General features: G+C 74.0%; 14 protein-coding genes. 5 read left to right on the top strand and 9 right to left on the bottom strand.

Translation table 11 applies throughout. The annotated features are described in order from the left end of the window. The first annotated feature begins 21 nt into the window (after positions 1-21). Positions 22-552, top strand: a complete 531-nt coding sequence (locus OG937_23655; protein WUD74477.1) for an integrin alpha — start codon at positions 22-24, stop codon at positions 550-552. A 75-nt stretch (positions 553-627) separates the two neighbouring features. Here OG937_23655 and OG937_23650 read toward each other — a convergent pair whose 3' ends face one another. The 5 genes from OG937_23650 to OG937_23630 all read right to left on the bottom strand — a co-directional run bounded on the left by OG937_23650 (position 628) and on the right by OG937_23630 (position 4522). Beyond that, positions 628-1647: an ABC transporter gene (locus tag OG937_23650; protein WUD74476.1), complete on the bottom strand. Its 1020-nt coding sequence runs from the start codon at positions 1645-1647 to the stop codon at positions 628-630. Then, on the bottom strand, positions 1644-2570 hold the full coding sequence (locus OG937_23645) for an ABC transporter ATP-binding protein (protein WUD74475.1): 927 nt from the start codon (positions 2568-2570) through the stop codon (positions 1644-1646). The genes OG937_23650 and OG937_23645 overlap by 4 nt, the downstream gene beginning before the upstream one ends. A 46-nt stretch (positions 2571-2616) precedes the next feature. Next, the gene (locus OG937_23640; protein WUD74474.1) at positions 2617-3051 is read right to left on the bottom strand and encodes a GntR family transcriptional regulator; all 435 of its coding nucleotides are present in this window, start codon (positions 3049-3051) and stop codon (positions 2617-2619) included. A gap of 233 nt (positions 3052-3284) precedes the next feature. Further along, entirely contained in the window at positions 3285-4202 is a 918-nt protein-coding gene (locus tag OG937_23635) for a DUF4232 domain-containing protein (GenBank protein ID WUD74473.1), read from the bottom strand. A 95-nt stretch (positions 4203-4297) separates the two neighbouring features. Next, a complete protein-coding gene (locus OG937_23630; GenBank protein ID WUD74472.1) occupies positions 4298-4522 on the bottom strand; it encodes a hypothetical protein in 225 nt (74 codons plus the stop codon). Between the two features lie 228 nt (positions 4523-4750). On the opposite strand from OG937_23630, the gene OG937_23625 reads away from it, so the two are divergent. Further along, positions 4751-5803, top strand: coding sequence for an alpha/beta hydrolase (locus tag OG937_23625; GenBank protein WUD74471.1), 1053 nt, complete (start codon positions 4751-4753; stop codon positions 5801-5803). A 75-nt stretch (positions 5804-5878) separates the two neighbouring features. Here OG937_23625 and OG937_23620 read toward each other — a convergent pair whose 3' ends face one another. Continuing rightward, positions 5879-6460, bottom strand: coding sequence for a PepSY domain-containing protein (locus OG937_23620; protein WUD74470.1), 582 nt, complete (start codon positions 6458-6460; stop codon positions 5879-5881). A gap of 135 nt (positions 6461-6595) precedes the next feature. Between OG937_23620 and OG937_23615 the strand changes: the two genes are divergently transcribed. After that, positions 6596-7258, top strand: a complete 663-nt coding sequence (locus OG937_23615; protein ID WUD74469.1) for a response regulator transcription factor — start codon at positions 6596-6598, stop codon at positions 7256-7258. Then, positions 7255-8865, top strand: coding sequence for a HAMP domain-containing histidine kinase (locus tag OG937_23610; GenBank protein WUD74468.1), 1611 nt, complete (start codon positions 7255-7257; stop codon positions 8863-8865). Before OG937_23615 ends, OG937_23610 begins: the two co-directional genes overlap by 4 nt. A 146-nt stretch (positions 8866-9011) precedes the next feature. On the opposite strand, the gene OG937_23605 is transcribed toward OG937_23610, so the two are convergent. From OG937_23605 to OG937_23595, 3 genes are all read right to left on the bottom strand, one after another. Beyond that, positions 9012-9422, bottom strand: coding sequence for an ester cyclase (locus OG937_23605; GenBank protein WUD74467.1), 411 nt, complete (start codon positions 9420-9422; stop codon positions 9012-9014). Between the two features lie 118 nt (positions 9423-9540). Then, a complete protein-coding gene (locus OG937_23600; GenBank protein ID WUD74466.1) occupies positions 9541-11214 on the bottom strand; it encodes an LCP family protein in 1674 nt (557 codons plus the stop codon). 567 nt (positions 11215-11781) lie between these two features. Then, positions 11782-12648 carry an alpha/beta hydrolase gene (locus OG937_23595; protein WUD74465.1) on the bottom strand — a complete coding sequence of 289 codons (867 nt, stop codon included), beginning with the start codon at positions 12646-12648 and terminating at the stop codon, positions 11782-11784. Between the two features lie 113 nt (positions 12649-12761). On the opposite strand from OG937_23595, the gene OG937_23590 reads away from it, so the two are divergent. Further along, on the top strand, positions 12762-13727 hold the full coding sequence (locus OG937_23590) for a DUF1152 domain-containing protein (protein ID WUD74464.1): 966 nt from the start codon (positions 12762-12764) through the stop codon (positions 13725-13727). The last annotated feature ends 16 nt before the right edge of the window (positions 13728-13743 follow it).

Genomic DNA, 13743 nt, shown 5'->3' with positions numbered 1-13743 from the left:
AATATCTACCTAGATAGAGTTATGACGCAAGGCCCGCGTCCCAACGCCCTTCGGCGACTTGGCCGGCAGTCCTCGGACACGGGGATCCACCAGGACACCGCGGGCGTCCCCGGCACGGGTGAGGCCGGCGACCGGTTCGGTTCGGCGATCGACGCCGGCGACGTCAACGGCGACGGCTACGCCGACGTGGCCGTGGGCACCCCGAGCGAGGACCTCGGCAAGGCGAAGGAGGCCGGTGCCGTGACCATCCTGTTCGGCTCGGCCTCCGGGCTGAGCGGCAAGGGTGCCGCGGCCTATTCCCAGGACACCGCCGGCGTCCCCGGCACCTCCGAGTGGTCCGACTCCTTCGGCCTGACCGTCCGGCTGGTCGACCTCACCAAGGACGGCAAGGCAGAGCTGATCACGGGTGTCGGCTACGAGAACGGCTACGGCGCCGTGACCATCCTGCGCGGCACCGCCTCCGGTCTGACGGCCACGAACGCGAAGTCCTTCACCGCCCGCGACGTCTCCCTCATGGGGGACGCCAACTTCGGCTGGGCGTTCGGCCGCTGACCCCGACGACACGACCCCGGGTGACGCTCGGCGCGTCCACCCGGGGTCGTGTCGTCTCGGCCCGACGGCGTCAGGTCAGACGACGCGCTTGCGGCCCCAGAGGAAGACGAAGGCCGTGATGGCGGCGGCCAGGGCGAAAAGGATCGAGGCGCCGAGCCACTGCATGCCGCTCATCTGGGACATGGGGATGTAGTCCAGCGCCCAGCCCACGACGCCCTTCTGCTTCAGGCAGGCGTCGACCGCCTGTTCCGACCCCGCGTCCGTGCAGGTGCTCCAGCCGAGGGTCTGCCCGGACGAGGTGATGAACGACTGGTCGACCTCGTAGGCGGCGGTGGGGAGACGGGGGCTGCTGCCGGGGGTCACCCCCGAGTCGGTGGTGAGCCTGATGACGTTGCCGAGGTCGAGCCGGCTGTACGCCCAGACCACCTGGACGGTGGCCGCGAAGAAGAAGGTCACGACCATCGCGAGCAGGGTGCGGCGCAGGAGCATGCCGATCGCGATGCCGCCCACGACGGTGAAGAGCGTGAGCGCGACGGGCACGGGCCCGGTGTTGTCGAACGCCTGGCCGGAGGTCCAGTCCATGACCGTGTTCTCCTTGCTGACCGGTGCCCACCACCGGCCGAAGGTGAAGGAGAGGGCCACGGTGCTGACCACGACCACCAGCGCGCTGATGCCGAGCTTGGCGGCGAGCCAGCGGGCGGGGCCGGCGGCCTGGGAGGTGACGAGCTTGGCGGTGCCGCTCTCCAGGTCGCCGGCGAGCAGCGGGGCGCCGAGGAAGACACCGAGGAGTATGGGGACGAAGCCGAGGCCGAAGGCGGCCTTCAGGAGCGGGGCGCTGTGCGGGTTGATGTCCTCCGTCCACTTGTCGGGACTCGCCTCGGGCCAGCCGTGGGCGGTGAGGTAGTCCAGCAGGCCGGCGCGCTGGTAGAGCATCCACCCCACGGACAGGGCCGTCGCGGCCAGGATGGTCCAGTAGGCGGCGCGGTGCTGGCGCCAGATGAGCCAGGTCATGCCGCTGAGCCGGGGACGGCGGACGCCGCTGTCGGCGACCGGGGCCGCGGACGGCGCGGACGGGTTCACGGTCAGGTTGCTCATGCCGCCGCCCCCCGCGGGCCGTTCGCGCCGTACGGCTGCCCCGGGACCTGGGCCACGGGACTGATCAGTGGTGGCGCTTCGGGGGAGCGCAGGTAGGCGAGCAGGAGTTCCTCCAGTTGCGGGGTGTGGGACTGCCACTGGCCGCTCACCGGGCCGTCGGGGCGGATGAGGGCGGTGGCCTGGCGCCCGCTGGTGCGGTACTCGACGACGGTGTGGCGGGCGAGTTCCGCGGGGACGCCCGGGCCCTCGTCGCCCGCCACGCCCTGCAGCAGCACGTGGGCGCTGCGGATCTCGTCCACGTCACCGGCGATGCGCAGACCGCCCGTGGAGATGACCAGGAGGAAGTCGCAGACGCTCTCCAACTCGCTGAGCATGTGGGAGGACATCAGCACCGTGGTGCCGTGCTCGGCGGCCTCGGCCAGCAGGGTGCCCATGAGCTCGTGGCGCACCAGCGGGTCGAGGTCGGACATCGGCTCGTCGAGCAGCAGCAGGTCGGGCCGCTTGCCGAAGGCGAGGGCGAAGGCGACGCGGGTGCGCTGTCCGCCGGAGAGGGTGCCGACCTTCGCGTGCAGGGGCACGTTGCCCGCGCGGACGATCTGCTCGGCGGCCTGCTGGTCCCAGCCGGGGTTGAGCTCGCGGCCCATGCGCAGCGTCTCGGCCACGGTGAAGCGGCGGAACAGCGGCTTTTCCTGGGCGAGGAACGCCGTACGGCGTCCGGCCTCCGCGGACTGGGGCGCCGCGCCGAACACCGTGAGGGTGCCCTCCGACGGCTCCAGCAGGTTGGCGGCGATCGACATCAGCGTCGTCTTGCCCGCGCCGTTGGGGCCCACCAGCCCGCAGATACGGCCGGCCGGCAGGCGGAACGAGCAGTCCCGCAGGGCCCAGCCCCGGCGGTACTTCCGGCCGACCCCGTGGGCCTCCATCGCCGACTCCTCCGCCGGGCCCCCCAAGTCCATGGCATCCATGGCCTCACGCACTGGTCATCCTCATTTCCCCGTCCTCCGGTGTTCCGTCGGCCGCCGTGGTCCCGGCGTACCGCTCCTCCAGGACCGCCGCGACCAGCGCGGTCACGTCCTCGCGCTCCAGGCCCGCCTCGTGGGCCCGGGTCATCCACGCCTCCAGCTCCCCGCGCAACGGGGAGTCGGCACCCGCCTGGGGGCGGGCCAGTGAGCGGCGGATGAAGGTGCCGAGGCCGGGCCTCGGCTCGACCAGCCCCTCGCGTTCCAGCTCGCGGTAGGCCTTGAGCGTGGTGTTCGGGTTGACGGCGCTGGTCTCCGCGACCTCCTTGGCGGTGGGCAGCCGGTCCCCCGGCATCAGGACGCCCAGCCGCAGGGCCTGCTTGGTCTGCTGCACGATCTGCTGGTAGGCGGCGATCCCGCTCCGCCGGTCGATGCGGAAGTCCACGTGCTTCAACACCCTTTAGCTACTCGATTAGTGGAATGATGATGAGAGGGGGACGTGAGCGGTGTCAAACGAAGCGGCCTCCCCGGCACCCCTCGGGACAGAACCGTGACATTCGTGAGGGTGGGGAAGCGCGTCGCCCGCACACCACGAAGGCCCCGGGCGGGCGGTCCGGGGCCTTCGTGCGGATGGGGGAGGACGTCAAGGACCGGGTTGACGGGGCGCGTGCCCCGGTGTCATGACCGGGCCGCGGTCGCCGGGTCGGCCTTCCAGGCGCTGACGCCGAGCTTCCCCGTCGTGCCGAGGTCGAGTTCCGGGGTCACCGTCACCGCAGGGGCGCCGGGAGTCGCCCGCACCCTCGCGTAGAGCGCGTTGACGGACGTGCCGTCGGTGACGGTGTTGCGCCACATCAGGCCCGCGGTCGCGCTCTCGCCCGGCTCCAGGGTGACCGGGCGGGGCGGGTCGTCGAAGCCGGGCACGAGGGCGACGCCCCCGCTGCCCCGGAAGACCTCGACCTCCGTGACGGGCTCGCGCTGCTCGTCGAGGAGTTGGACCAGCGGATAGCCCTCGACGCGCCGGACGCGGGAGGAGCAGTTCTCCAGGCGGAGTCCCACCACGCGCAGCCCCATGGCGGCGTCGCCGTCGTCGGCGGTGAGGCGGAGGCCGGAGGGCGGGCAGGCGCCTCCCGCGGCGGGCACCTCGTCCGCCGGGACGCTCCTGACCTTGACGATGCGCACCCGTTCCGCGGCGTACCGCGGCGCGAGGGGTGCGCCCAGGTCGGCCTCGCCCTTCACGGTGCGGCCGGGCGGGACCGCGGACACGGTGTGCGGCACGTTCGCCAGGGCCTCCCCGGCACCGGAGGTGAGTCCGAAGGTGACGGTGTACGTGAGGGGTTCGTCGGCGTGGTTGGTGACGCGGAACGCGACGTGGAACGCGGCGGGGCCGGGGCAGTGGGCGGGCCGTGCGCTCACGGCGGTGATCTCGACGTCGCCGTCCCCCTCGGCACCGGCGGCACCTCCCGCGGGCGCCGGGGCGACCGGGACGGTCGAGGCGGCGCAGGAGGCACGGTCGTCCCGGTGCGCGGCGTCGCAGGCCGTGACCAGCAGCAGGGGACCGGCGAGCACGGCCGGGAGGAGGAGGGCGGGGGTGCGCATCCGGCGACCCCATCAGGACCCTGCCGCTCCCGGCCATGGCGCAGGCCACAATTCCCGTCACACGACCGTCACAAAGCGCGGTGCCCGGGCCGGGCTCAGCGGGAGGCGGCGCTGTCGATCCAGGCGACGACGGCGCTGACCGTGGCGTCGTCGAGCTGCCGGGCGAGGGTGTGCACCGCGTCGCTGTCCCCCGGGAGCGGGGGCACCCCGGCCGCGATGAGCGCGGCGTGGAGCTCGACCCAGCGCGCGTCGACGGCGGCCAGATGGGCCCCCACCGGGACGCCACCCAGTGACTGCTGCGGAGTATCGAGAAGGTTCATGGTGTTTCCTCTCGGATCTCGGACGGTGTCGACCGGACTCGCCGTGCAGGACAGCCCCGCTCCGCCCGCCGGTTGCGCCGTGCCCCCGACTTCACCCGTCCGGCCCTCACCGCGGCCGCCGGGACCTGTGCCATGGGGATGACATTTGACGGTCCGGCGACGCGGGCGGCGGCGCACGGGGCATGGGCTACCTCAGTGCCCGCGCCCGCATCCCACGGAAGGCCTCGGATGATCGACAGGCGGACCTTCGGCACGATCGTCGGCACGGGAGCGGTCGCGGCCACACTGGCCGGGCTCGCCTCGGGGTGCGCGACGACCGGACCGGACGAGAACAAGCCGGCGCCGCCCAGGGCGCCCGGCAAGGAACGGCCCGGCGACGCCCCGGCGTTCGGCCCGCTGAAGCAGGTGGAGGCCGGGGTGCTGGACGTCGGCTACGCCGAGGCGGGACCGGCCGACGGTCCCGCCGTGATCCTGCTCCACGGCTGGCCGTACGACATCCACAGCTACGTCGCCGTCGCACCGCTGCTGGCGGCGAAGGGCTACCGGGTGGTCGTCCCCTACCTGCGCGGCCACGGGACGACCCGCTTCCTGTCCCGCTCGACCCCGCGCGACGCCCAGCAGGCGGTGTTCGCCCTGGACATCGTGGCGCTCATGGACGCGCTGGGGATCAAGAAGGCGGTCCTCGCCGGCTTCGACTGGGGGTCGCGGACCGCGGACATCATCGCGGCGCTGTGGCCGGAGCGGGTCAAGGGGCTGGTCTCGGTGACCGGCTACCTGATCACCAACCGCGAGGCGAACAAGCAGCCGCTGCCGCCGAAGTCGGAATGGGCCTGGTGGTACCAGTACTACTTCGCCACGGAGCGGGGCCGTAAGGGGCTGGAACGCTACCGGCACGACCTGGGCCGGCTCGTCTGGAAGTTCAACTCCCCGACCTGGGGCTTCGACGACGCCACGTTCGACCGCACCGCGGCGGCCTTCGACAACCCGGACTACGTCCCCATCGTCATCGGCAACTACCGCTGGCGGCTCGGCCTGACCGAGGGCGACCCGCGGTACGACGACATCGAGGCGCGGCTCGCCCGCGGGCCCGTCGTCACCGTGCCCACGATCACCCTCGACGGGGCGGTCGATCCGTTCACGCCGCCGGGCAACGGCTCTTCCTACCGGGCCAAGTTCACCGGGAAGTACGCGCACCGCACGCTGCAGGGCATCGGGCACAACGTGCCGCAGGAGGCACCCGCGGCCTTCGCCCAGGCCGTGGTGGACGTCGGGCGGCTCTGAGGGTCCAGGGCGGCGGGATGCAGGCGGGGGCGGCGCCCGTGGCCGGGCGCGGGGGGCCCGGCCACGCGGGGGACGTCAGTGGTCGTCGCAGCCGCGGCCGCGGCCCCGGCCGTGGCCCCCGCCGTGGTCGTCACCGGAGCGGTCGTCGTCCCGCACGCGGTCGCCGCCGTGGTCGTCTCCCGGGGGGTCGTCGCTGCCGGCGCGGTCGCCGCCGTGGTCGTCGTGTCCGGGCCGCGTCGTCGCCGGTGCGGGCGAGGCGGTGCGGGATCCGTCACCGGAGCGTGTGCGGCCGCGGTGCCGGTCGTCCTCGGTGACCCGGCCCGTCCCCGCGTCCACGTGCAGCTCGTGCACGACCCCGGCCGCGTCCGTCACGTACACCTCCCAGTAGCCGCGGTGACGGTCGTCCGGCTCGATCTTCGTGACGGTGCCCGGCGTGTGCGCGACCGCGGCGGCCGCGGCCTGACTCGCCGTGATGCCCGGGGAGCCGTGGTCGTCGCCCGCGTCGCGCCCCGGGGTCGCCCCGGGCGTGGCGGTCGAGGAGACCGCGCCGCGCGCGTCGTCGCGCCCGCCGTCGTGGCCGCCCGCGGCGTACGCCGTGTAGCCCCCGACGACGAGGACCGCGGCCGCGATGGCCGCGACGGTCGTGTTGCGCTTCATGAGGAGCCCTTCCGACCGGGCCGTACCCGGTCTGTGTCAGGTCTGTTCCGTGACCTCAATGTCGGCGGTACAGGCTGAAGGCAGCCTGAAACCACCTGAAGATCTCTTCAGGTTCGATTTGGGAGGCTGGACCCCATGCGTGTGCTCATCGTGGAGGACGAGAGACGGCTCGCGGTCTCGCTGGCCAGGGGGCTGACGGCCGAGGGCTTCGCCGTGGACGTGGTCCACGACGGGCTCGAGGGGCTGCACCGGGCGGGGGAGGGCGTCCACGACCTCGTCGTGCTCGACATCATGCTGCCCGGCATGAACGGCTACCGCGTCTGCGCCGCGCTGCGCGAGGCGGGCAACGAGGTCCCCATCCTGATGCTCACGGCCAAGGACGGCGAATACGACAAGGCGGAGGGCCTCGACACGGGCGCCGACGACTACCTGACCAAGCCGTTCTCGTACGTCGTGCTGGTGGCCCGGGTCAAGGCGCTGCTGCGGCGCCGGGGTTCGGCGGGGGCCTCGCCCGTACTGCGGCTGGGCACCCTCGTGCTGGACACCGCCGCCCGCCGGGTCTTCCGCAACGACAGCGAAGTGACGCTGACCGCGAAGGAGTTCGCCGTGCTGGAGCAGCTCGCGGTGCGGGCCGGGCAGGTGGTCGGCAAGTCCCGCATCCTGGAGCACGTATGGGACTTCGCGTACGACGGCGACCCCAACATCGTCGAGGTGTACATCAGCACCCTGCGCCGCAAGCTCGGCGCGGACCTCATCCAGACGGTGCGCGGCGCCGGTTACCGGCTGGCCTCGGCATGAGACGCCCCCGCCCCCTCGGCACCGTCCAGGCCAAGATGTCGCTCGGCGCCACGCTCGTGGTCGCGGTCGCGCTGGTGGCCGCCGGGGTGGCCGTGCTGCTCTCGCTGCGCGCCAACCTCACGGGCCAGGCGCAGAGCCAGGCCGACGACACGGCCCGCAGGATCGCCCTCGACGTCGCCAGCCGCGGGGCGGAGACGGACCGCTACGCCCGGCTCCGGCTCCCCGAGGGCGTGCCGGTGCAGGTGACCGCCGAGGACGGGCGGCTGCTGGCGGTGAGCAGGGGCCTGGAGCGGATCGGCGGCACCGGGGTCGGCGCCGTCAGGGCCGTCCGCGGGCCCGCCGCCACACCCGTGCCCTCGCCCACGCCCACCCCTTCCGCGGTGCCGAACCGCACCGCGGGGAGCGGCGACGACCACGGCGGCGGCGAGGACGACGACGGCCACGGGCGCGGCCGGGGCCGGGGCGGCCGGGACGACGCGACGCGCGGCGGCGAGGACGACGACCGGCACGGCGGCAGCGCCACACCCCCGTCCGCCGCGGGCGACGACCCGGTGGTCGGCGACATCGGCCGGACGGTCGTGCACGGCACGGGACGGGCCACGCTGGACGGCCGGACCGCCGACTACCGGTTCGCGACGATCAAGGCCACCGACCTCGCCGGGCAGACCGTCCTCATCCACGCGGGCACCTCGCTGGCGGCCCGCGAGAGCGCCGTGAACACCGCGGCGGCGGCCATGCTGGCGGGACTGCCCCTGCTGCTGCTGGTGGTCGGCGGCGCGACCTGGCGGGTCACCCGCCGCGCGCTCGCTCCGGTGGAGGGCATCCGGCGCGAGATGGCCGCGATCACGGCCTCCGAGGACCTCTCCCGGCGTGTGCCGGAGCCGGCCGCCCGCGACGAGGTGGCCCGGCTGGCGCGCACCACCAACGAGACCCTCACCGCGCTGGAGGCCGCGGTCGAGCGGCAGCGCCGCTTCGTCGCCGACGCCTCGCACGAACTGCGCAGCCCGATCGCGTCGTTGCGCACGCAGCTGGAGGTCGGCTCGGCCCATCCGCACCTGCTCGACGTACCGGGCGCCGTCAAGGACACCGAGCGGCTGCAGCAACTGGCGGGGGACCTGCTGCTGCTCGCCCGGCTCGACGCGGGCGAACGGCCCGCGCGGCGGCGGGTCGACCTGGGCGAACTCGTCGGCGAGGAGGTCCGCAGGCGGCCCGCCGACCGGGTCCCGGTGACCATCGACGTCGAACCGCGGTGGTACGTGGCGGGCTCGCGCGGCCAGTTGGCCCGGGTCGTCGGCAACCTCGTGGACAACGCCCAGCGCCACGCGCGCGCCGAGGTGACCGTGACCGTACGCCTGCGGGACGGCCTGGTCGTCCTCGCGGTCGGCGACGACGGCGACGGCGTCCCGCCCGCCGAGCGCGAACGGATCTTCGAGCGCTTCGTCCGGCTCGACGACGCCCGCAGCCGCGACGAGGGCGGTGCGGGTCTCGGCCTGGCCATCGCCCGCGACGTCGCCCACCGACACGACGGCGCGCTCGCCGTCGGCACCGCCCCGGCGGGCGGGGCCCTCTTCGAACTCCGCCTGCCGGCAGCGGCCACCGCGGACTGACGGACCGGCTCCGGCCTGGCCCGTCCCCCTTCGTCACCACCGCCGCCACCGCCGCCACCGCCGCCACCGCCGAAGCCCCCTGCTACGACACCGGCACCGTGTCCACGGCTTCCGGGGGGGGGCGGGGCTTGCCGACGGGCGAGGGGTCAGGCGACGACGCCGAGCTGGCGCAGCATGCCGAGTTCGTCGCTGCTCCCCCAGCGCTCGACCATCTTCCCGTCCTCGAACCGGCTGATCTGCATGCCCCGGTAGCTGACGGTCCGGCCCGTGGGGGCGTGACCCATCAGCTCGCCGAGGTGCGTGCCGGTGATGGTGTACGCGAAGGCGATCTCGTTGTCGGTGGCCATGACGTGCTCGACCTCGACGTGCAGATCGGGGAAGGCCCGCCGCATCGCGCCGAACATCTCCTCGTACCCCTCCGGCCCGGGGCCCTGCCCCGGAGCGGGGTCGTGGTCCACCGAGCCGGACGCGACGTACTCGCCGATCTCGCCGAGGTGGCCGCTGTTCACCGCCGTACCGAAGCCCTCCAGGACGGAGAGGTTGTCGCTGCGGGACATGCCGCGCTCCTTGCGGTCGCGATCTCGGGCGCCGGGGGGGCGCCCCTTCCTTCCACCGTAGGCGCGGCCCGCCCGGGCGGCCTGCCGGCACTGCCGGCAGGCCGCGGAGCGGAGCGGATCAGCCGACGCACGCCTTCTTGTCGGCGTGCGACTGCGGGATGTCGTCCGGGACCGCGTCCGGGTCGGCGAGCGGCTTCCCGGCGCCCAGGTAGTCACCGCCGAGGGTGAGGGTCATGTCCGCGCTGGGTCCGGCATCGGCCGTGGCGGGGTGCAGGGCGCCGGACGGCAGGCCCATCATCGCGGCCAGTGCCCGGGCCTGGTCCGCCTGGTCGGGGCCGTAGGCCAGGGTCGTACGGTCCTGCTTCCCCCCGGGCGCGTTGCCGCCGTTGGTGGAGTGGGAGACGCCCTCGGTGTTCTGCAGCCACTCCAGGGTGTCCTGCGCCGCGCCCTGGGGGCCGCCGGCGTTGTAGACGACGACCCGGACCTGCGCCGGGTCCGCCTTGGCGCCGCGGAGCTTGGAGTCGGCGGCCGCGGGCTTCTTCTTCGCGGCGGTCAGCGAGACGTCGCCCTTGATCGCCTTGAAGAGCGCGGGCGCCTTCGTGTCGTCCACGACGACCGTCGCGTGGTAACCCACCTCGGCCGGGTTGTCGACGACCGGGAGCGTCGTGAAGGTGATGTGCGCGGGGTCGACCCGGTTGAGGTCCTTGGCGAGGTCGGTGAGCTTCCCGACGCCGCCGATGCCGGTGTCCACCGTGAGCGACTTGGTGGCGGCGTTCGCCAGCTGGAAGAGCTTCCCGGGGTCGGTGAGGGTGTCACCGGACTTCATCTGGCGGATCATCGACGCCAGGAACTGCTTCTGCAGGTCGATGCGGTCCAGGTCGCTGCCGTTCTTCAGCGAGTGCCGCGTCCTGACGAAGGCCAGGGCCTGCTCGCCCTGGACCTTGTTCGGTCCCGCGGGCAGGTTCAGATGCGAGCCCTCCCCCTTGTCGGTCGTGTCGTGGATGGGGTGGGTGAGACAGATCGGCACCCCGCCGACCGCCGTGGAAAGGGTCTTCACGGCCTCGAAGTTGACCAGCACGAAGTGGTCGATCGGCAGGCCGGTGATCTTCGTGACGGTCCGCATGGTGCAGCCCGGGTCGCGGCCCTCCTGGCCCAGGCTCTCGTTGAAGCGCGGGGTGGTGGCGCGCTGGGGGGTGCCGGGGATCGTCTTGAGGGAGCCGTCCTTCTGCTTGGTCGGGCAGTCCGGGATACCGGTGACCATGTCGCGCGGGATGCTCATCGCGGTCGCGTTCGACCGGTCCTTCGCCACGTGGAAGAGGATCGTGGTGTCCGCGTGGCCGACGCTGCCGGCGTCCCCGTACTTCCCGCCCAGGCCTTTGCGGCTGTCGGTGCCGATGACCAGGATGTTCACCGCGTCCTTGCTGGTCGCTTGCTTGCTGCCCGCCGTGCCGACGTCCACGGTGGCGATGTTCCCGTCGAGATGCCGGTACAGGAAGTAGGCCCCCGCGCTGCCCGCGAGCAGTACGAAACCGAGCGTGCCCGCGGTCCACATCAGGACCTTCCGCTTCGTGGACCGCTTGGCCTTGCGGGACGTCGGGGGCCCGCCGCGGCGGCGGCCGCCCGGCTCGGGTATGGGCCGCTGCTCCTCGCGGCGTGCCCGCCGCCCGCCCTGCCGGGGCACCGTGGGCGCCGGTGGGGCGTCGGAGTCCAGCCGCAGCCGGTAGGAACCGGTCTCCGGGTCGAGGACCCACTGGTCCGCGGGGTCGATGTCGCTGCCGTCGTGCCTGTCCACGGTCGTACGGGGCCTCCGTCCACACCCCGGCCGGCCCGGGGCATCCGTTCAGACATACGAATGCCGCACATGGTTGCCCCCGGGGCGGCAACTCCCTCTGCGGGACAGGGGGACCAAGGGACTTCCGTGGTGGTTGAACCGGTGCGGCCGCCGGGCCGTACCGGTGACGGCGGTCCCGACACCCGCGCCTGGCCTGCCGTGCCGTCACCGGGGGGTCGCTCTTCACGCGCTCTCACCGGCCGGGCACGACCGAGGACGGACCGGCGGTGGAGGGCGACCCGCCGGCCGACGCATCACCCGCGGGCGGGGGCGGCGCCCCCGGCGACGGCACCCCCGCGCGCCGGATGGCGAGAGCGACGTCCCGCGGCCGCCCGGGCGCTGCACGGGGTGACGACGGGCCCCCGTCCCCGAGATGGCCGACTGGGACCGGGTGGGCGACGGCTCGGTCCGGCGGATGGACACCTTGCGACCGCTTCCTCAGCGCGTACGGCTCCCGGCCCTCCCCCTGACCGCCTACCCGTACGCACCCGGCGCCGTCCACAGCCTGTGGACGGCGCCGGCGCGTGCTCAGCCCCGCCGGGACCGCTCGGCGAGCCAGTCCAGCGCGGCGGCGGCGGAGCCGAGGACCGAGATGTGCCCCTCGCCGGGCCGCAGCCACAGCTCCGCGTCCGGGCACCGCCGGGACAGCCACACGCCGTGCGCGGCGGGCACCATGCGGTCCGCCTCGCCGTGCAGGACCAGGACGGGCGCGGCGGCCCGCGCCAGGTCGAAGCCCCACGGCGCCACATAGGCGAGGTCGTCGTCGACCATGCCGCCCTGGTCGCTCTCGATCCCCTTGCCCGCGACGTCACCCAGCCATCCCCACGCACCCGCCAGCGCGGCGTGGTCCCCGGGGGTGAAGAGCTCGGGGTCGAAGTCACCGGAGGCCAGCTGCGCCTCGAGCGCCGCCCGCCCCCGGACCGCCGCGCCGAGTTCCGCCGCGCCGGACGGCCCCATCCCGGCGAACCAGTCGAGCCCCTCCGCACCGAACGGCGCCAGGCCGGACCCGCTGACCACCGCCAGGACGCGGTCCGGCAGCAGGGCCGCGCAGGCCAGCGCGTGCGGGCCGCCGCCGGAGTGGCCCATCACCGCGAAGCGGCCGATGCCCAGGGCGTCGGCGACGGCCGCCGCGTCACCCGCGGCCGAGGCGACGTCCCGGCCCGGACGAGGCGTCGAACCGCCGTATCCCGGGCGGTCGTAGCCCACCCACCGGATGCCGTGCCCGGCTGCCGCCGCGAAGAGCGGCTCGGGGGGCGTGCCGATGTTGGGCGTGCCGTGATGCCACAGGACGGCCGGCTCCGCGCCGTCCTGTCCGCCTCCCGGCCCGCCCGGCCCGGTGTCGTACACGTGCAGCGTCCGCCCGTCGGCGAGTGCGATATCCGTCTCCGTCACCATCCGGCCGAGTCTAGGGGCGGGCACCGACACAGCCCCGGGACGGGCGGGCCAACGCCCGGCGCGGGAGCGGAAATCCACTGCCCCGGCGCACGGCCCGCTGCTACCGTCCCCCGGTGTTCTCCCTCCTCGAACCCGCCCTGTTCACCCGGCTGCGCGACGCGCGGCGGGTCCTCGTCGCCGGCGCCGGCGGCGGCTTCGACGTCTACGCCGGGCTGCCGATCGCGCTCGCGCTGCGCGAGACGGGCAAGGAGGTCCACCTGGCCAACCTCTCCTTCGCGGACCTGTACGGCCTGGACCCAGGCGTGTGGCTGGACCACGACGTCGCCGCCGTGCGCCCCTCGACGGCCGCGCGCGGCGACTACTTCCCCGAACGGACCCTCGCCCGCTGGCTGGAGTCGCAGGGCCTGCCCTCGACCGTGTACGCGCTGTGCCGCGCGGGCGTCGAACCGCTGCGGGCCGCGTACCGGGCGCTGATCGGCCACCTCGGCGGGGTCGACGCGGTCGTGCTGGTGGACGGCGGCACCGACATCCTCATGCGCGGCGACGAGAGCGGACTCGGCACGCCGGAGGAGGACATGGCCAGCCTTGCCGCGGTGGGCGGGCTCACCGGCGTCCCGCAGCGGCTGGTGGCCTGCCTCGGCTTCGGCGTCGACGCGTACCACGGGGTGAACCACTCCCTGGTGCTGGAGAACCTGGCGGCCCTGGAGCGGGACGGGGCGTACCTCGGCGCGTTCTCACTGCCCCGCGACAGCCGTGAGGGGCGGCTCTACCTCGCGGCTGTCGCGCACGCCCAGGAGGCGACCCCGGACCACCCGAGCATCGTCCACGGTTCGGTCGCGGCCGCGGTGCGCGGCGACTTCGGGAACGTACGGTTCACCGAGCGCACCCGGCACAGCGAACTGTTCGTCAACCCGCTGATGGCGGTCTACTTCTGCGTGGACGCGGTCGGCCTGGCCGCCCGCAACCTCTACCTCGACCGGCTGGAGGGGACGCAGCTCACCCGGCAGATCAGCTCGGTCGTCGAGGAGTTCCGCGACGAACTGCCGCGCCAACGGCCGCCGCGGACGTTCCCGCACTGACCGTCCCCGCCCCGCC

Source organism: Streptomyces sp. NBC_00510, assembly GCA_036013505.1.
Classification (GTDB): Bacteria; Actinomycetota; Actinomycetes; order Streptomycetales; family Streptomycetaceae; genus Actinacidiphila.
Note: the sequence above shows the minus strand (reverse complement) of the source record. Positions and strands in the feature narration are given on the sequence as shown.